At 49.7% G+C, this 17,751-nt stretch carries 16 protein-coding genes and 4 tRNA genes; 16 read left to right on the top strand and 4 right to left on the bottom strand.

Annotated elements, in window-relative coordinates; all coding sequences use genetic code 11:
- Window positions 1-2: 2 nt before the first annotated feature.
- The gene (locus JFC11_RS12830) at window positions 3-419 is read right to left on the bottom strand and encodes a hypothetical protein (RefSeq protein WP_038484398.1); all 417 of its coding nucleotides are present in this window, start codon (window positions 417-419) and stop codon (window positions 3-5) included.
- Window positions 420-568: 149 nt separating this feature from the next.
- On the opposite strand from JFC11_RS12830, the gene pyrC reads away from it, so the two are divergent.
- Window positions 569-1,606 carry a dihydroorotase gene (gene pyrC / locus JFC11_RS12835; RefSeq protein ID WP_038484395.1) on the top strand — a complete coding sequence of 346 codons (1,038 nt, stop codon included), beginning with the start codon at window positions 569-571 and terminating at the stop codon, window positions 1,604-1,606.
- Window positions 1,607-1,688: 82 nt separating this feature from the next.
- Here pyrC and mtnN read toward each other — a convergent pair whose 3' ends face one another.
- Both mtnN and folD read right to left on the bottom strand, forming a co-directional pair.
- Complete coding sequence (gene mtnN / locus JFC11_RS12840) at window positions 1,689-2,402, bottom strand: 5'-methylthioadenosine/S-adenosylhomocysteine nucleosidase (RefSeq protein ID WP_038484392.1); 714 nt, start codon at window positions 2,400-2,402, stop codon at window positions 1,689-1,691.
- Between the two features lie 48 nt (window positions 2,403-2,450).
- Window positions 2,451-3,317, bottom strand: a complete 867-nt coding sequence (folD, locus tag JFC11_RS12845; protein ID WP_193060370.1) for a bifunctional methylenetetrahydrofolate dehydrogenase/methenyltetrahydrofolate cyclohydrolase FolD — start codon at window positions 3,315-3,317, stop codon at window positions 2,451-2,453.
- A gap of 332 nt (window positions 3,318-3,649) precedes the next feature.
- On the opposite strand from folD, the gene JFC11_RS12850 reads away from it, so the two are divergent.
- The 8 genes from JFC11_RS12850 to JFC11_RS12885 all read left to right on the top strand — a co-directional run bounded on the left by JFC11_RS12850 (window position 3,650) and on the right by JFC11_RS12885 (window position 8,917).
- Window positions 3,650-3,726 (top strand) — tRNA-Pro (locus tag JFC11_RS12850).
- A gap of 92 nt (window positions 3,727-3,818) precedes the next feature.
- Window positions 3,819-3,895: transfer RNA gene (locus JFC11_RS12855), tRNA-Arg, on the top strand.
- Between the two features lie 57 nt (window positions 3,896-3,952).
- Window positions 3,953-4,027 (top strand) — tRNA-His (locus JFC11_RS12860).
- A gap of 46 nt (window positions 4,028-4,073) precedes the next feature.
- Window positions 4,074-4,148 (top strand) — tRNA-His (locus tag JFC11_RS12865).
- A 527-nt stretch (window positions 4,149-4,675) separates the two neighbouring features.
- Window positions 4,676-5,917: an NAD(P)/FAD-dependent oxidoreductase gene (locus JFC11_RS12870; protein WP_198349700.1), complete on the top strand. Its 1,242-nt coding sequence runs from the start codon at window positions 4,676-4,678 to the stop codon at window positions 5,915-5,917.
- 147 nt (window positions 5,918-6,064) lie between these two features.
- Window positions 6,065-6,274: a putative motility protein gene (locus JFC11_RS12875; RefSeq protein ID WP_198349701.1), complete on the top strand. Its 210-nt coding sequence runs from the start codon at window positions 6,065-6,067 to the stop codon at window positions 6,272-6,274.
- A 245-nt stretch (window positions 6,275-6,519) separates the two neighbouring features.
- Complete coding sequence (locus JFC11_RS12880; protein ID WP_198349702.1) at window positions 6,520-8,109, top strand: peptide chain release factor 3; 1,590 nt, start codon at window positions 6,520-6,522, stop codon at window positions 8,107-8,109.
- A 16-nt stretch (window positions 8,110-8,125) separates the two neighbouring features.
- Window positions 8,126-8,917: a TatD family hydrolase gene (locus tag JFC11_RS12885; RefSeq protein ID WP_038484377.1), complete on the top strand. Its 792-nt coding sequence runs from the start codon at window positions 8,126-8,128 to the stop codon at window positions 8,915-8,917.
- Here the strand turns inward: JFC11_RS12885 and ygfZ are convergent.
- Window positions 8,914-9,882 (bottom strand): CAF17-like 4Fe-4S cluster assembly/insertion protein YgfZ, encoded by a 969-nt coding sequence (ygfZ, locus tag JFC11_RS12890; protein ID WP_198349703.1) that lies wholly within the window; start codon window positions 9,880-9,882, stop codon window positions 8,914-8,916. The genes JFC11_RS12885 and ygfZ overlap by 4 nt on opposite strands.
- A gap of 177 nt (window positions 9,883-10,059) precedes the next feature.
- Here ygfZ and JFC11_RS12895 point away from each other — a divergent pair, with 177 nt between their 5' ends.
- The 7 genes from JFC11_RS12895 (at window position 10,060) to JFC11_RS12925 (ending at window position 17,729) form a co-directional block, all read left to right on the top strand.
- Complete coding sequence (locus tag JFC11_RS12895) at window positions 10,060-10,257, top strand: hypothetical protein (protein WP_038484371.1); 198 nt, start codon at window positions 10,060-10,062, stop codon at window positions 10,255-10,257.
- Window positions 10,257-10,664 (top strand): OsmC family protein, encoded by a 408-nt coding sequence (locus JFC11_RS12900; RefSeq protein ID WP_038484368.1) that lies wholly within the window; start codon window positions 10,257-10,259, stop codon window positions 10,662-10,664. Before JFC11_RS12895 ends, JFC11_RS12900 begins: the two co-directional genes overlap by 1 nt.
- Before the next feature lie 25 nt (window positions 10,665-10,689).
- Window positions 10,690-12,714: an excinuclease ABC subunit UvrB gene (gene uvrB, locus JFC11_RS12905; RefSeq protein ID WP_038484365.1), complete on the top strand. Its 2,025-nt coding sequence runs from the start codon at window positions 10,690-10,692 to the stop codon at window positions 12,712-12,714.
- A gap of 3 nt (window positions 12,715-12,717) precedes the next feature.
- The gene (nei, locus tag JFC11_RS12910; RefSeq protein ID WP_198349704.1) at window positions 12,718-13,539 is read left to right on the top strand and encodes an endonuclease VIII; all 822 of its coding nucleotides are present in this window, start codon (window positions 12,718-12,720) and stop codon (window positions 13,537-13,539) included.
- Window positions 13,540-13,716: 177 nt separating this feature from the next.
- Window positions 13,717-15,222, top strand: a complete 1,506-nt coding sequence (locus JFC11_RS12915) for a fumarate hydratase (protein WP_038484359.1) — start codon at window positions 13,717-13,719, stop codon at window positions 15,220-15,222.
- Window positions 15,223-15,340: 118 nt separating this feature from the next.
- On the top strand, window positions 15,341-16,759 hold the full coding sequence (cls, locus tag JFC11_RS12920) for a cardiolipin synthase (protein WP_198349705.1): 1,419 nt from the start codon (window positions 15,341-15,343) through the stop codon (window positions 16,757-16,759).
- 52 nt (window positions 16,760-16,811) lie between these two features.
- Window positions 16,812-17,729, top strand: coding sequence for a LysR substrate-binding domain-containing protein (locus JFC11_RS12925; protein ID WP_038484353.1), 918 nt, complete (start codon window positions 16,812-16,814; stop codon window positions 17,727-17,729).
- Window positions 17,730-17,751: the final 22 nt, after the last annotated feature.

A 17,751-nucleotide genomic window follows, 5' to 3' on the forward strand; every position in this document is an offset into this window, starting at 1 on the left:
GCTTATTTGCTCGATGCTTTCACGTTGTGAATAACATATTTTATAAATAACGTCATAACGAACGTCAGCCATCCCGCCGAAGCAAGCAAGTTGAATAGCAGCATTTTAGGAGGTAGCCAGGCACTGCCCAGTACAGCCTCTAACATGATATGGAAAAACATAGCGAGCAAGAGTGGCAGTGCTAGCGTATGAATCCACATGTCAGTACGGCGCTTACGTACGTGATAGCGTTTCAACAGGTAGCGCAATGGACGGTGCGCCCAACCGAATAGCACGAGTGCACCAACAACGAATAGGACAGCCAGCGTCGGTTCGGTACTCCCAAAATACATTGAAAAGGATATCGACCAGGCAAGACCAAGCCATAATAATCCTTCAATACTGGCGATAATGTCCGCATAGCGACGCACATTCTGCATAAAAAACTGAGTCCTTGATCTTACAAAGTGTCGCCATGATACGACACTTGGGAACGACTGTGGGATGGATAGGGGAGATTTATCCCTTACCCGTATTGGGTATACTGTTCTGACCCTTTTACTTAATTCATTTCTGCACAGGACTTGCCGTGGACGCTATTACGTTGACTCGCCCCGATGATTGGCATCTTCATTTACGTGATGATGAGGCGCTAAGCGCTGTGGTAGGTCATACCGCCGCCCAAATGGGGCGTGCGATTATAATGCCTAATCTAAAGCCGCCGATAACCACTACCGCACAAGCACTAGCGTATCGGCAGAGAATTTTAGCAGCGTTGCCCGAAGGGAGTTCTTTTGAACCTTTGATGACGCTCTATTTAACAGACACGACGCCCCCTGAAGAAATTGAGCGTGCTGCTGAAAGTGGTGTCGTGAAAGCCGTGAAGCTCTATCCCGCGGGCGCTACCACTAACTCTGCATCGGGCGTCACCGACATTGCGCACTGCGATGACACTATTGCGATGCTAGCAAACGTTGGTATGCCGCTGTTGGTGCATGGTGAAGTTACCGATCATGAAATTGATATTTTTGATCGAGAAGCGGTGTTTATTGAGCAGGTTATGAAACCGCTTTTGGCTAGACACCCTAATCTTAAGGTAGTGTTTGAGCATATTACGACCCAGCAGGCTGCCGAGTTTGTCGCTGCTGCGCCTGATAATATTGCTGCCACGATCACAGCCCATCATCTGCTGTTTAACCGCAACAAAATGCTGGCAGGTGGTATTCGTCCGCATTATTACTGCTTGCCCATACTAAAGCGTGAGCAGCACCGTCAGGCGTTGTTAAAAGCGGCGACCAGCGGCAGCCCTAAATTCTTTTTGGGCACCGATAGTGCGCCTCATGCCCAGGGTGACAAAGAGTCTAGCTGCGGCTGTGCAGGGGCATATACAGCGCCTGCTGCCATTGAGCTCTATGCAGCTGCCTTCGAGGAAATGGGTGCCTTGGACAAGTTAGAAGCGTTTGCCAGCCTCAATGGACCACGTTTTTATGGATTACCGGCTAATGCTGATAGCGTGACGTTGGAGCGTCGTTCATGGAGTCTGCCAGCGCATTATCCCTATACGGCTGGTCAGCATATTATTCCATTAATGGCGGGTGAGAGCTTGGCATGGAAGCTGAAAGCGTAGTTCGTATAGCTGGATAGCAAATCATAAAAACGGAGCCAACTGGCTCCGTTTCTTTAACGCTTTAAGCACTCTTTTTTAACGTCTATTTCTTGTTCTTACCAAGCTCGATCAGCATCTGATCCACCATCCGTGATGAATGGTCAGCCGCGATGTCTAAAAATTGCTCGAATGACAGGTGGTTGTCACCGCCGCCGGGTATATCAGACAGCGCGCGAATGACCACAAATGGGCAGCCATAAAGATGACATGTTTGTGCAATAGCGGCGCCTTCCATCTCGACGGCTAGCATGGTTGGAAACTGTTCACGGGTAGTCGCGACACGAACAGGATCGGCCATAAAGGCATCGCCTGTGGCGATGAGCCCCTCACGTACATTGACTTCACCTAATGAGGCAATGGCGTTGCGGGCAATATCACGAAGTTGTTTGTCTGCTTGGTAGGCTGCCGGCATTCCAGGTACCTGACCAAGCTCATAGCCAAAGACCACTGCGTCAACATCATGATGGCGAACTTCATCCGAAATAATCACATCACCAATAGCAAGGTCGCTTGCAAAGCCGCCTGCGGAACCGGTGTTAATGATCGCATCAGGCTGGTGTCGCTCAAGTAAAATCGCGGTGCCTACCGCCGCATTGACCTTGCCTATCCCCGACTGCAGCACAATAATTTCCAAGCCGTGACGTGTGCCCGTATAAAAAACGAAGCCAGCATGCTCGTAGCGTTCAGCGCCTTCTAGCTGTCCTGCCAGTATGTTCACTTCCTGCGCCATCGCGCCGATGATTCCAATACGTTGCACTCGTGATTACTCCTTAAGAAATCGTTAACGGCAGTGGTGTGTGTAACACTACTGCTCTAGGCCTTTGTCGTGCCGTTCAGCGGCTTCTAGCGTGTTTTCAAGTAGCGTGGCAACGGTCATCGGCCCAACGCCGCCAGGCACGGGTGTAATGAAACTGGCACGCTCTGCCGCGGCTTTAAAATCAACGTCACCAGTGAGCGTGCCGTCGTCTTGGCGATTAATGCCAACATCAATCACGATGGCGCCTGGCTTGATCCATTCCCCTTTGACAATACCGGGTTTGCCGACAGCGACAACAAGCAAGTCAGCGCGGCGCACATGAGACTCAAGCTGTAGCGTGAAGCGGTGGCATACCGTGGTGGTGCAACCTGCCAGCATCAACTCCAACGCCATCGGCCGACCGACAATGTTGGACGCGCCGACTACAGTGGCATCTAACCCTCGTACGGAAATGCCGCTATGGGCAAGCATGGTCATAATACCTTTAGGTGTGCAGGGCCTGAGCGAGGGCATACGTTGCGCCAGACGACCAATATTGTATGGGTGAAAGCCGTCGACATCCTTGTCTGGGCGAATGCGCTCAAGAATAGGACGAGAGTCTAAATGCTCTGGCAATGGCAGTTGAACAAGAATGCCGTCAACCGTTGCATCGTTGTTTAACTGATCGACCAGTGCTTCAAGTTCATGCTGCTGCGTATCAGCGGGTAGCGCATGTTGGAAAGAGTGGATGCCTGCCTGCTCACAGGCGCGGTGTTTGTTGCTGACATAAACATGGGAGGCTGGGTCTTCCCCGACCACAACAACAGCTAGTCCAGGTGCCCGCGCGCCAGCTTGCTGGCGCGCGCTGATTTTCTCGGCAACTTGCTGGCGGACATTAGCGGCGATGGCCTTGCCATCGATAAGTTGGGCGGTCATGTAATAGAATCCCTGTGAAGGTTAGAAACGAAGCTGAGTGACTATGTCTAGGCCGTGGCGTTTAAAGTATGGGAGGGCGGCGCGTGAGCATCGTACCCGAACCTCTGTTGAACACCGATACTTAAACCTCGCTATCTATAACTCAGCACCTAGAATTGTGTGGCTGAGCGCAGGAGGTCACTGGCTTTCGAGAAGGGCTGATTTTCGCATGCTAGGGCGACAAGGCAAAGCTTCTAACGAATCAATCACTTTAGGTGTTGACTTTAAACTCAGAAATAGTAATATATGCCTCGCTTGAGACGGGACATGCAGCAGCGTCTAAGGTAAGAAATCGGGATGTAGCGCAGTCTGGTAGCGCGCCTGCTTTGGGAGCAGGATGTCGGGGGTTCGAATCCCTCCATCCCGACCACATACCTAGCGCGGAAGGTGGTAACTTGCTTTTCCGAACATTGGTTGTGGTCAAGTGCTCATCAGTATTCAGTCTCTTAGAATGCTTTATGTGCGCCCATAGCTCAACCGGATAGAGCAACGGCCTTCTAAGCCGTAGGTTGCGGGTTCGAGTCCTGCTGGGCGTGCCATTAAAGCTTTTTAGTGGACGCATTCGGTAAGACATGTAAGTCAGTACTTCATCAATGGTGGATGTAGCTCAGTGGTAGAGCCCCGGATTGTGGCTCCGGTGGTCGTGGGTTCGATCCCCATCATCCACCCCATTTGATGACACGTATTAATTATATGCAATTCTAGTTTTAGGTTGTGGTGGATGTAGCTCAGTGGTAGAGCCCCGGATTGTGGCTCCGGTGGTCGTGGGTTCGATCCCCATCATCCACCCCATTAACCTTGATATTTATCCTCAAAAAATCCTCTCCCATTGTCATTGCTTTTCCCCTTTATTAATTATTTTGTTTGAAACCAAGCTGACCTATGTTCGGTTTTTTTGCGTTTTTGGTCGCTCGTGTTTTAAGCCTCTTTACCTTATTTGCTACGCAATGCCTTTCCTAGGTTTTGTCCTTTGATTCATTTCTGGCCCGAAAAATTACTCTCTATCTGAAATTGCTGCGAAATTTCCCTAGGCTTCTTATCGCGATGCCGCCTTAGTAGAGGAGCAGGCCTGCGCTTGATGAACCGCTTAAAAAGGTCTTTAGTAAGAAGCGCTGGTGCATTTTGATGGCTTTGGCGATACGTGTAGTGAAGTCATCTATATTATTTTTTGATGCGATATTTGTTGCTGCTTTTTGGTCTAAAAACAGTTTTTTAAGCTATGTTAATGCTGTTTGGTTAGTGATATTTTTTAATGAGTTGTTTGTTGAAAATAATCATTTGAACTGTAGGCAGTATTTTCTTTTACGGAGTGCAACGCAATGGCGCGTCAAACGGTGGTGTTAGGGGCAGGTATGGTCGGTGTCAGCATTGCATGGCACCTGCAGCAGCGTGGTCATCAAGTAACGCTGGTTGATCGTCGCCAACCTGGTCGTGAAACCTCTTTCGGCAATGCTGGCATTATCCAGCGCGAAGCGGTTCGTCCTTATGCTTTCCCGCGGGATATGAAAACCATCCTGAGCGTGCTGCCAAACAAGCGTGTTGATATTCGTTATCGGCCTGCAGGCATGATTAATGCTGCTTCGCCGCTGTTGAGCTACTGGCATAACTCTTCTAGCCGACACTATAAAAAAATAGTGCCTGAGTATGCGTCATTAATACAGCTCTGCTTGAAGACTCACGGCCCCATGATTGAAGCGGCAAATGCTGATCATTTGGTTCGCCGGGAAGGCTGGTTGGAAATTTATCGCACGCCTGAAGAGCTAGCAAAACGCGTAAAAGAAGCGCAAGACGCCCGTGACAATTTTGGTGTTCAGTTTGACGTTTTGGACCGCGCTGCATTAGAGGCTAAAGAGCCAGATTTAGGTAGCGATATTATTGGTGCTATTCACTGGCTTGACCCTTGGACAGTTGCCGACCCAGGTGGGCTGGTTGCCGCTTATGCCGATGCTTTTGTCCAGCAGGGCGGACGTATCTTGCAAACTGATATTGAGGGGTTGAAGCAACAAGGAGAGCGCTGGCAAGTCGATACGGCTGCTGAGTGCTTAGAAGCAGATGAGGTTGTCGTTGCACTAGGTCCATGGGCAGGTAGCTGGCTGAAAGGCTTAGGCTATCATTTCCCGACCTTTGTTAAGCGTGGCTATCACATGCACTACGCCACACAGCCCTCTAAAAAGCTTCATTACTGGTTAATGGATGCGGAGGTGGGTTACTTGCTTGCGCCTATGAATGCAGGCGTCCGGTTAACCACCGGGGCTGAGCTTGACCGGCTTGAGTCGCCAGCAGATGAGCAGCAGTTAGCTGCTGCAGAAAAAGTTGCACGCACGATATTTCCCCTCGCTGAGCGTCGCGACGCCTCTGCTTGGAAAGGCGCGCGACCATGTTTGCCTGACATGAAGCCTGTTATAGGGCCGGCTCCCAAGCATCGTGGTCTGTGGTTAGCTTTTGGACATGGGCATCAGGGATTTACCCTAGGTCCTGCTACCGGGCAATTACTGGCGGATATGATAGAAGGTAAGCCGACAGAGATTGATATGGCGCCTTTCAGAGCTGACCGTTTCTAAATCAGTGGGTAGCTGTTGGCTTAGTACTGTTGGATAAGTACTGTTGGATAAGTACTGTTGGATAAGTACTTAATGGGAAAGGCTGCTTGGTAGTAAAGCATGATGTTTGCTATCTTGGTGCAACATATCGCAATCGTGAGGTGAAAGATGGATGTTGCCGTAAGCAACGCAGTGAGCACCGCACTCTATATGAATCAAGCACAATCTGCTGAACAAGCACAGATGCAGCTTTTTAAGCAGTCTCTTGATATGCAAGCACAGCAAGTGTCGGAAGTACTTGCCTCTGCCAACATGGGGGCTCAGCCAGACCTTGCCCAAGATGGCAACGTGGGGACTCAGGTCAATACTTACGCCTAGCCAAATAAACGTCAGTACGAAAAAAGCGCCGACAAGTTCGGCGCTTTTTTTCAATTTCCCTTTACTACCCTTTTAGCGGTTGCTCTAGCTCCTCTTTTTACGACGCTAGTGCCTATATTCTTGATTCCCCCTTTGCTATCCATGGTATGCCGCAGCCGCCTAGTTGCGTTACCATATATCCATGTAAACGCCGATATTTAAGGCGCCATCCCAGTCATAACGTTGCACCATTTTTAGAGAACTCCATGTCTGACGCCAAATTAGCGCGCGAAGCAGAACTACGCCGTACGTTTGCGATTATTTCGCACCCCGACGCTGGTAAAACAACTATCACCGAAAAAATGCTGTTATTCGGAAATGCTATTCAGTTAGCTGGCTCTGTTAAGAGCAAGCGTAATGATCGCCATGCCACATCAGACTGGATGAAGATGGAGCAAGAGCGCGGGATCTCGGTCACGACGTCGGTGATGCAGTTCCCTTATGGTGGGCGTATCGTGAACTTGCTGGATACGCCGGGGCACGAAGACTTTTCTGAAGATACTTACCGTACATTAACCGCGGTGGATTCCGCGTTAATGGTGATTGATGGTGCGAAAGGTGTTGAGGATCGTACTATCAAGCTGATGGAAGTCTGCCGTTTGCGCACCACGCCTATTTTAACGTTCATCAACAAGATGGACCGCGATATCCGCGACCCCATCGAAGTCATGGATGAGGTAGAGACCGTACTGAATATCCAGTGTGCGCCGATGACATGGCCGATTGGCATGGGGCGGCACTTTAAGGGCGTGTATCACCTCTATAATGACGTTATTCATCTGTATACCCAGGGGCAAGGCAGCCGTATTCCAGATGACAAGCGAATTGAGGGTTTAGATAACCCGGAAGTTGACGCTGTACTTGGCGAAGAGCAGGCCGAAGAGTTGCGCATGGAAGTCGAGTTGGTGCGCGGTGCTTCCCATGAGTTTGATCTTGATGCCTATCGCCGTGGTGAGCTGTCGCCCGTGTACTTTGGTACCGCAATGGGTAACTTCGGCGTACGAGAGATGATGGATGGGTTTGTTGAGTACGCGCCTCCGCCCCAGCCACGCGAGACAGACATCCGCGAAGTAACCGCTCAAGATGATCGCTTTACTGGATTCGTGTTTAAAATTCAGGCGAATATGGATCCGAACCATCGTGACCGTATTGCCTTTTTACGCGTCTGTTCCGGTAAGTACGAAAAGAATATGAAGATGCGCCACGTGCGGATAGGCAAGGATGTGAAAATTGCCGACGCTCTAACGTTTATGGCGTCAGACCGTTCTCAGGTAGAAGAGGCTTGGCCAGGCGATATTATCGGCTTGCACAATCACGGCACGATTCAGATTGGTGATACCTTCACCGTTGGTGAAGATATGCGCTTTACCGGCATTCCTCACTTTGCGCCAGAGTTGTTTAAGCGTGTTCGTTTAAAAGACCCGTTGAAAATGAAAGCGCTGCAAAAAGGGCTCCAGCAGCTCTCTGAGGAAGGCGCTACGCAAGTCTTTATTCCGATGGATAACAACGACCTGATTCTTGGTGCTGTCGGTACGCTGCAGTTTGACGTTGTTGCTCACCGTTTGAAGGAAGAGTACAAAGTTGACTGTCTATATGAAGGGGTCAATGTACAAACCGCACGTTGGGTCTATTGCGAAGACGCCAAGATGTTGGAAGAGTTTAAGCGTAAAGCGAGCTCCAACCTTGCTATCGATGGTGGCGGCTACCTGACATATATCGCACCAACGCGGGTCAACCTGCAGATGACCCAAGAGCGCTGGCCGGATATTCGCTTCCAGCCCACTCGCGAGCACTGATCGAGCCATCCTTGCTATGTTGATTGATGCCCACTGCCACCTGGATTTTGAGGCGTTTGACGATGATCGCGATGCGGTCATCGAAAATGCCAAGGCGGTGGGTGTCGAACACTTTGTAGTGCCAGCAACGACGCGTTCCCTATGGCCTAATGTGCTGGTGCTTAGTGCGCGTAAGGAGATAAGTATTTGTGTTGGCCTTCACCCTTACTTCATCGATCAACACGCTAACCACGATTTAGTCTCCTTGGAGCAGCTTTTAGCTGAGCAGAAAGTCGAAGCCGAAAAACGCGTTGTAGCAATAGGTGAGTGCGGTATCGATGGCCGTTTTACTGAGTCGCTAGATAAACAGTGGGCCTTTTTCGATGCGCAGCTAAGTTTAGCAAAACAGTTCGCTTTACCTGTTGTGGTGCACTGCGTAAAAGCGAATGATCAGATAAGCAAACGTCTACGCCAGCTGGCGCTTCCCAGTGGTGGGCTTATCCATGCGTTCTCAGGCTCTTATGAGCAGGCCGCTAAGTTTCTCGATCTAGGCTATACCCTGGGGTTGGGTGGAGCGATTACCTACGAGCGCGCACAACGACTTCGTAACGTGGTGTCACGCTTACCTGACGATGGCTTTGTGTTAGAGACTGACAGCCCCGATATGCCGCTTAGCGGCTATCAGGGGCAACGTAATGAACCATGCAGGGTAGCAAAGGTAGCTGGCGTGGTGGCAGCACTCCGGCATCAGTCATTTGAAACAATAGCGGCACTAAGCAGTGCAAATGCTATTCGGTTATTTCAGCTGCCACATTTCAACGCCCGTTAGCCATTTAGGCTGCTGGACAGCTGTTCAGGATCCAGGCGCTCAACGGTATAGGGCAGGTCGCAGAGAGCTATCGGATGTCCTTGCCAATAAAGGGGCGAGAGCGCTTCAATCGCTTTAGTATTTGCAACGGCGAGCATCTCAATTTGCTGGTCGCCACTAAATGCGCTGCTAACGATTTCACCTACGGTTTTATCCTGCCCATCCACTAGCGTGTCACCGACCTGGGGTAAGCTGTTAACACTGGCAGTAATGCGCACTAAGCGTTTTTTCACTTGGCCCCGGAAATGCGCCCGTGCGACGACTTCTTGTCCTGTATAGCAACCTTTTTTAAAGCTAATTCCCCCCAGCGCTTCCCAGTTCAACATTTGTGGGAGGAAGTGATCTTGCTGTGGGGCTGTTAACCACGCCAAACCACTGCGGATATCTGCTAATTGCCACGTATTAAACGCCTCTTCATCATCATTTATTTCAATGGCATTCTGTTCAGCAGAATTTTCTATACTGATTAGCCAACGCCCGTGATCTGGCTGGCATAGGGCTGTCGCTTGGTTATTGCTGTGATGGGTATAAGGTTGATCAGGAAGCGCTAAACCAAACGCTTGAGCAATCTTGTTGGCACTTTCGCTGGCGCCTACGATAAGCATCGATGTCTGAGCCTGCAATTCGACGCGATAAAAAGCGGCAAATTTGGCTAAATGACTGGCGAGCATATCGATCAATGAGGTGCTCAACAGTAGCCTATAATGGTCGTTGCTGATTTTCAGTAATTGAGCATTGGCCAGCATTCTTCCCTTTGGTGTGCAAAAGCAGGTAAGAGGCGCAAAAAAACCATTGGCTAAACTAACTTGTGCGCTTGTTTGCCCTTGTAGGAATTTCTCAGCATCTGGACCTTTGACATCTAAGGCGGCGAGGTGAGGCAAACGGACGCAGCCATTCATCTTGAGTAACGAAGAGACAGTCGCCATATAGACTCCATAAGGGAAGATAGGGTAAACGTAACGTAATCGCATTTGTATCAAAGGTGCGGGCACTGCGGGTAGATTGCAAGGGCTCTGGCGCGTGCTAGACTTCTTTGCCTGTATCAGTTTTGCATAGTTTTCAATAGCGTACTCACTTCAATTCAGCGTAGAAAAGGGCAAGGAATGGCATATCAATCATTAACGTTCCAAGGTGTCACAACAGTAGATCAGGTGAATAAGATTACCACGGCGCTGATGATGCTGGATGGCGTCGATAGTGCTGAGGTAGGGCGCCACGGAGCAGAAGTAGAAGGGCGAGCTAAGCGTGAAGCGCTTATAAAAGCGGTCGAGAAGTTAAACCTCGGTATAAAGGTTTCCTGATGCATAAGCCAATCACGATTATTAGTGAGCGTAACCATACATTTCGTCAGCGTATTGAAGTCGATGGTTTGGAAGACCTCTATGGGGACGTACCGCCGGTAGTCGGAGGAGACGGTAGTGCACCAGACCCGCATGACTACTTCGATATTGCCCTAGGTACCTGTAAAGCCATTACTGTGCAAATGTATGCTAGGCGCAAAGAGTGGCCGCTGGAAGGCATCACCGTTAAGGTCCAGCGCGATGATAGTGAGGAACGAAAAGGTGTCTATAAGTTAGCTGTGACGATGACTTTCCACGGCATTGATGATCCTGAACAGCGGGCAAAGCTAGAAGACATTAGCCATCGCTGCCCGATACAGCGGTTGATGACCCAGGCGACGGTAGAAATTTCCACGTTTACCGAGTAGTACACTGCCTTTTTAAGGAGTAATGATGAGCAAGGAATTCCGGCTGCAGTCCAAATTTAAGCCCGCTGGTGATCAGCCCGCCGCGATACGCAGTCTGATTAGTGGGCTTGAGTCGGGGCTTGCCCATCAGACCTTGTTAGGGGTGACTGGCTCGGGTAAAACGTTCACTATGGCAAATGTTGTGCAGCAGCAGCAGCGCCCAACGATTGTAATGGCGCCCAATAAGACGCTAGCTGCCCAGCTATATGGTGAGTTCAAATCGTTTTTTCCGGATAACGCTGTCGAGTATTTTGTCTCTTACTACGATTATTATCAGCCGGAAGCCTATGTCCCTTCCTCAGATACCTTTATTGAGAAAGATGCCTCGATAAATGACCATATCGAGCAAATGCGCTTATCTGCTACGAAAGCGCTGCTGGAACGCCGTGATGCGCTTATCGTTGTCTCGGTATCGGCAATCTATGGTCTCGGTGATCCGGATCAGTATCTCAAGATGCGGCTGCACTTTACCCGTGGTGAGCTAATTGACCAGCGTGCCTTTTTACGCCGCTTAGCCGAGCTGCAATATACCCGCAACGATATGGATTTTCGTCGAGGCACCTACCGGGTACGGGGCGATGTGATCGATATTTTCCCTGCGGACTCTGACGAGGAAGCGGTGAGGGTCGAGTTGTTTGACAACGAAGTTGATTCTATTCGCCTATTTGACCCATTAACTGGCGAGGTGCGTACCCATGTGCCTCGCATGACCATCTATCCTAAATCTCACTATGTTACTCCGCGAGAAACTATTTTAGGTGCTATTGATGCGATCAAGGCAGAGCTTAAGGAGCGTCTTGAGTGGATGCGTAAGCACGAGCGTTTAGTTGAAGCGCAGCGCTTAGAACAACGAACCCTTTACGATATTGAAATGATGCTAGAGCTTGGCTACTGCAACGGCATTGAGAACTACTCGCGCTATCTTTCAGGCCGCGCGCCTGGCGAGCCACCCCCGACGTTCTTCGACTATCTGCCGGATGACGCGTTACTGTTTATTGATGAATCTCATGTGAGCGTACCCCAGGTTGGCGGTATGTATAAGGGCGACCGTTCTAGAAAAGAGACCCTGGTTGAATATGGCTTTCGGCTACCCTCAGCGCTAGATAACCGCCCAATGAAATTTGAAGAGTGGGAGTCTATTTCGCCACAAACCATCTTTGTGTCGGCAACGCCAGGCAAGTATGAAGCAGAGCATGCCAGTCAAATTGTCGAACAGGTGGTGCGCCCAACGGGATTGTTAGACCCAGAAATAGAGGTTCGCCCCGCCAGCACTCAGGTTGATGACCTGCTCTCAGAAATTGGCTTACGCACCGCCGTAGGTGAGCGTGTTCTGGTGACGACGTTGACTAAACGCATGGCGGAAGATCTGACCGAATACTTTGATGAGCACGGTATCCGCGTGCGCTATTTACATTCGGATATTGATACCGTTGAGCGGGTTGAAATTATTCGCGACCTGCGTCTTGGTAAGTTCGATGTTTTAGTCGGTATCAACTTACTTCGAGAAGGCTTAGATATTCCCGAAGTGTCGCTTGTTGCTATCCTGGACGCGGATAAAGAGGGCTTTTTACGCGCTGAACGCTCACTGATTCAAACCATTGGCCGTGCAGCCCGTAACGCCCATGGTAAAGCTATTTTATACGGTGACAAAATCACCGATTCAATGCGCAAAGCCATCGATGAAACCGAACGTCGCCGCGCCAAGCAGACCGCTCATAACGAAGAGCATGGCATCACGCCAACCACCGTGACGCGCTCCGTGGCGGATATTCTTGAAGCCGCCCAGGCACCAGGCAAGAAGAGCAGTCGTCGGCGTGGCAACGAGCGCAAAGTGGCAGAGAGTGCTGCTGAATATGATGTGGCCACGATGAGCAAACACGATCTGCTCGAGGCTATTAGTAAGCTAGAGGACGCCATGTTTGAAGCCGCGCAGAACCTGGAGTTTGAAGAGGCGGCAAGGCTTCGTGATCAACTTCATCAAATGCAAGAAAAACAGCTGGCGCTGGGGTAAACGATGCCTGAAGGCCCTGAAATCCGCCGTGCAGCAGATAAAATTGAGAAGCAGATAGGTGGCAAACATCTTGATGATGTGTGGTTTGCATTTCCTGAACTCGCCGTGCAAGCGGATTCATTGATTGGTCAACGGGTTCAGGCAGTTGATACGTGGGGCAAGGCCATGCTAATCCGTTTTGCAGACCATCGTGTGCTGTATTCCCACAATCAGCTTTATGGCGTATGGAAGCTACATAGCGAGAGTAGGCCGCCAAGCACGAAAAGGTCATTACGAGTTCGGCTGGTTGCTGAGGGCAAGGTGGCTAGTCTTTATAGCGCGTCTGATATTTCGCTCTGGCATGAGAGTGAGTTGAGCCATCACCCTTTCTTGTCTCGCTTGGGGCCTGATTTATTAAGTCAAAACGTATCGGCTGATGATGTGAAACAACGCCTGACTGATCCAGCGTTTATGCGCAGAAGCCTGGGTGCATTGTTACTTGATCAAGGGCTTGTCGCTGGGTTAGGAAATTACTTGCGCTCTGAAATTCTTTTTTTATCTAACGTTCACCCTAAGAAGCGCCCATGTGACTTAACTGAAAATCAGTTAGACCTGCTCGCCACTATGATTGTGGAAACGACGCGTCAGGCGTATTTGGAAGCGGGTGTTACTAATCGTGAGGGATGGATTAAACAGGCCATTGCCTCCGGTGAGCCACGCCGACAATGGCGTTTTAGTGTGTTTGAACGCGCTGGCCTTTCCTGTCATCGCTGTGGCTCAGTTATCGAACGCATAATGGTTGGCTCTCGCCGTTTATATTTATGTCCAACGTGCCAGCACCTATAATTTTATACCGTTATCTTGTATGTTCTAATGAACGTCAAACTAATGCCCTAGTTATCATACGTAGGTTAACCGTAGTTGTGGCTGCCGCATAAAGGTCAATACGGTATACTTACCGATACATCTAGACGGCCATTAAAAAGGCCGCAGCCAAGACGATAACCGAGGAGCTGTTAGTCCATGACCGTGATTCGCCAGGACGACGTCATTCAGAGCGTTGCCGATGCTCTACAGTACATCTCTTACTACCATCCTAAAGATTTCATTGATGCAATGTCAGCTGCTTACGAGCGTGAAGAGAACCCCGCTGCGAAAGATGCGATTGCACAAATCTTAATTAACTCAAGAATGTGTGCTACGGGACATCGTCCAATTTGCCAGGATACGGGCATTGTGACGGTATTCGTTCACGTGGGTATGAACGTCACTTGGGACGCCGAGCTAAGCCTCGATGACATGATTAACGAAGGCGTGCGCCGTGCGTATCAATTGCCTGATAACGTGCTGCGTGCTTCTGTTCTCGCTGATCCCGACGGTAAGCGAGCCAATACCAAAGACAATACACCCGCGATTATTCACCATTCGATTGTGCCGGGTGATAAGGTCGATATCCACGTCGCCGCGAAGGGCGGTGGCAGCGAAGCCAAATCTAAGTTTGCGATGCTAAACCCATCCGATAGCGTTGTGGACTGGGTGATGGAGCAGTTGCCTAAAATGGGCGCAGGCTGGTGTCCGCCGGGTATGTTGGGAATTGGTATTGGCGGCACCGCTGAAAAGGCGATGATGATTGCCAAAGAAGCGCTGCTCGACCCTATCGATATTCAAGATTTGCAGGCCCGTGGGCCTAGCAACCGCGCTGAAGAGCTGCGTCTGGAACTGTTCGACAAAGTGAATAAGAGCGGTATCGGTGCTCAAGGCTTAGGTGGTTTAACCACCGTGCTGGATATTAAAGTTAAAGACTATCCAACCCATGCGGCCAATAAGCCTGTGGCAATCATCCCCAACTGCGCAGCCACGCGTCATGCGCATTTCACGCTTGATGGCAGTGGCCCAGTAGCGCTTCCTGCTCCTAAACTTGAAGACTGGCCAGAAATTACCCGCGAAGCAGGCGATAACGTCAAGCGCGTTAATCTGGATAGCGTCACTCCTGAAGAAGTCAAAACGTGGCAGCCGGGTGATACGCTGCTGTTGAATGGTAAGCTATTAACTGGCCGTGATGCGGCGCATAAACGCATGGTCGATATGATTGCCAAAGGCGAGCCATTACCGGTTGATATGAAAGGCCGCTTTATTTACTACGTGGGTCCTGTTGATCCGGTAGGTGACGAAGTCGTTGGCCCCGCTGGTCCGACCACCGCTACTCGAATGGACAAGTTCACCCGCACCATGCTTGAAGAGACCGGCCTGCTTGGCATGGTTGGTAAAGCGGAACGCGGTCAGACCGCCATTGATGCCATTCGCGATAACCAGGCGGTTTATTTGATGGCTGTTGGCGGCTCTGCTTACCTTGTTGCCCAAGCAATTAAAAAGTCACGCGTTGTTGGTTTTGAAGATCTAGGAATGGAAGCCATCTACGAATTTGAAGTTGAAGATATGCCGGTCACGGTTGCTGTCGACAGCCAAGGAACTTCCGTCCACCAGACAGGCCCGGCCAAATGGAAGGAGATCATCGCCCAAAAGGCGTAGCATACTGATGGCGTAGAACTGCAATCAGTGACAAATAAGCCCCGTCTCACGCGGGGCTTTTGTGCATTAGCAGTGAAATAATCTGATAAACAGCTCACTTCATAGCGAGGAATAGGCAATGACCTCATGGTTGCTAGGGACCGGCATTATGTTGATACATCTATTAGGTATCGTGTCAGCGGTCATGGCGCTTATGTCGAGCAGAACGTCTCAGGGGGCTATCGCCTGGATTATTTCACTATTAACGTTTCCTTATGTTGCGCTGCCTGCGTATTGGTTTTTCGGTCGCCCGCGTTTCTATGGCTATGTAACAGCAAGAGGGGAACGAGATAACGTATTACGTCGAGTGTTGGTACGTTATCGCCATAACATTAAGCCGCACCTTTCATCGCCGACTAGCATCGATATTCAGGCAGTTGAACAGTTGGCAATGATGCCGCTGACTAAAGGTAATAGTGCCGACTTGTTGATCGATGGTGAAGCCACCTTCACAAGCCTTTTTGAGGGTATTGATCAGGCAAAAGAGTATCTTCTGCTGCAGTTTTTCATTGTGCGTAACGATGCTTTAGGCAAACGATTGCAGGATCATTTAATCAAAGCTGCACAGCGGGGGGTGCGTGTTTATTTTCTATACGATGAAGTGGGTAGTCGGAAACTAAACGATGGCTTTTTAAATGAGATGATCAAAGAAGGTATCGAAGTAAAAGCTTTTCGTTCTTCTCGCGGATTCAAACATCGCTTTCAGCTTAATTTTCGCAACCATCGTAAAATAGCAGTCGTGGATGGTAAGCAGGGCTGGGTAGGTGGTTTTAATGTTGGTGTAGAATACCTTGGGCAAAATCCACAGCATGGCCCCTGGCGTGATACCCATTTAGCCCTCGGTGGACCGTGTGTGCTGGGTTTGCAGGAAGCTTTTTGGGAAGATTGGCACTGGGCAACAGGGGAAGTCATTACCTTAAACTGGCATGCCGAGAGTCATCCGCAAGATGATCATCATGTGGTTATTGTGCCATCTGGCCCAGCCGATAAACAGGACACGGCTAGCCTTTTAATTCAACAGTTAATTCATAGTGCTAATGAAAGGCTCTGGGTAACTAGCCCATATTTCGTACCAGATCAAGGAGTACAGGATGCGCTTAGGTTAGCAGCAATGCGAGGCGTAGATGTGCGGGTTATGATTCCCGAGCGCCCCGATCATTTGCTGGTGTTTCTATCTGCATTTTCATTTTTGCCTGATATGTTAAGAGCGGGTGTGAAAATATACCGTTATCTTCCTGGGTTTTTACACCAAAAGGTCATGCTCATTGACAACAACGCAGCGACTGTCGGCACAATAAACCTGGATAATCGGTCTTTTCGGCTCAACTTTGAAATAACAGCTTTTATACCCAGCACAGCGTTTGCCAGTAAAGTACACGCCATGTTAGAGCAAGATTTTGCTCAGTGTCGACGCGTTACAATTGACGAAATTAGCCAGCGCCCAATGTGGAAGAAAGTAGTTTCTCGTGCGGCATATTTAACCGCACCTATTCAGTAATCAATAATAACCCTGCACGCCGCTAACAACGATTAGGCAAAAGGAGTTTTGGGTGAATTTAGAAACAAAATGGCTCGAGGATTTCGTTGCATTAGCCAATACACGAAGTTTTTCGGCATCTGCCAGGCAGCGCCATGTTACTCAGCCTGCTTTCAGTCGCCGTATTCGTGCGCTAGAACAAGCGGTAGGGGTCATCTTAGTAGATCGTTCGACAACACCGATTGGCCTGACCTCAGAGGGCCAATTGTTTTTGATCACCGCACGCAACCTAGTGGAGCAATTGAACGAGTCATTGAGCCATCTCCGGGGAGTTTCTATTGCGAATGAAGCGCTTGATATCGTCGCGGCACACTCACTGGCATTAAGCTTCTTCCCACCTTGGATTTCTCGTTTACAAAAAGGCTTGGGTGAACTGCCTACACGATTAGTCGCTATGAACGTTGGAGAGGCGATCCATGTTCTGCGCGAAGGTAACTGTGATCTGATGCTGGCATATTATGACCCCTTTGCCACTATGCAGCTGGACGCAGAAGTCTTTCCCTCTTTCTCGATTGGCCAAGTGAAAATGTTGCCTGTTTCACTACCAGATGAAGAGGGCAAACCGCTTTTCTCGATTCAAAATGACAGTTCAATTCCCTATTTAGCTTATACGCAGGGCGCATTTCTGGGGCGGAGCGTACGCATGCTGCTCAAAAACGATCCATTACGACTGAAGCTGCGTACGGTTTATGAAACGGCCATGGCAGAAGGATTGAAAGGCATGGTACTTCAGGGAGTGGGAGTTGCTTGGATTCCTGATTTTTGTATTCGTGAAGAGCTCAAAACCGGCAAATTAGTAAGAGCTGGCGATGAAAATTGGGATATCCCTCTAGAAATTAGACTTTACCGCTGTTCGTTAGTCCATAAACCTGGCGTTGAGCGTCTCTGGCGCCAAATGATGAAATTGCCACGTGATTTTCTGCAGGCTTAGCCTGCAGAACGACTAGAAAAAT

The organism is Vreelandella alkaliphila (assembly GCF_016107625.1).
Lineage (GTDB): Bacteria > Pseudomonadota > Gammaproteobacteria > Pseudomonadales > Halomonadaceae > Vreelandella > Vreelandella alkaliphila.

Coding starts and splice junctions, on each gene's coding strand:
- JFC11_RS12830 (WP_038484398.1), bottom strand. CDS start 419: ATGCAGAATGTGCGTCGCTATGCGGACATTATCGCCAGTATTGAAGGA.
- folD (WP_193060370.1), bottom strand. CDS start 3,317: ATGACCGCCCAACTTATCGATGGCAAGGCCATCGCCGCTAATGTCCGC.
- JFC11_RS12870 (WP_198349700.1), top strand. CDS start 4,676: ATGGCGCGTCAAACGGTGGTGTTAGGGGCAGGTATGGTCGGTGTCAGC.
- JFC11_RS12875 (WP_198349701.1), top strand. CDS start 6,065: ATGGATGTTGCCGTAAGCAACGCAGTGAGCACCGCACTCTATATGAAT.
- JFC11_RS12880 (WP_198349702.1), top strand. CDS start 6,520: ATGTCTGACGCCAAATTAGCGCGCGAAGCAGAACTACGCCGTACGTTT.
- JFC11_RS12885 (WP_038484377.1), top strand. CDS start 8,126: ATGTTGATTGATGCCCACTGCCACCTGGATTTTGAGGCGTTTGACGAT.
- ygfZ (WP_198349703.1), bottom strand. CDS start 9,882: ATGGCGACTGTCTCTTCGTTACTCAAGATGAATGGCTGCGTCCGTTTG.
- JFC11_RS12895 (WP_038484371.1), top strand. CDS start 10,060: ATGGCATATCAATCATTAACGTTCCAAGGTGTCACAACAGTAGATCAG.
- JFC11_RS12900 (WP_038484368.1), top strand. CDS start 10,257: ATGCATAAGCCAATCACGATTATTAGTGAGCGTAACCATACATTTCGT.
- uvrB (WP_038484365.1), top strand. CDS start 10,690: ATGAGCAAGGAATTCCGGCTGCAGTCCAAATTTAAGCCCGCTGGTGAT.
- nei (WP_198349704.1), top strand. CDS start 12,718: ATGCCTGAAGGCCCTGAAATCCGCCGTGCAGCAGATAAAATTGAGAAG.
- JFC11_RS12915 (WP_038484359.1), top strand. CDS start 13,717: ATGACCGTGATTCGCCAGGACGACGTCATTCAGAGCGTTGCCGATGCT.
- cls (WP_198349705.1), top strand. CDS start 15,341: ATGACCTCATGGTTGCTAGGGACCGGCATTATGTTGATACATCTATTA.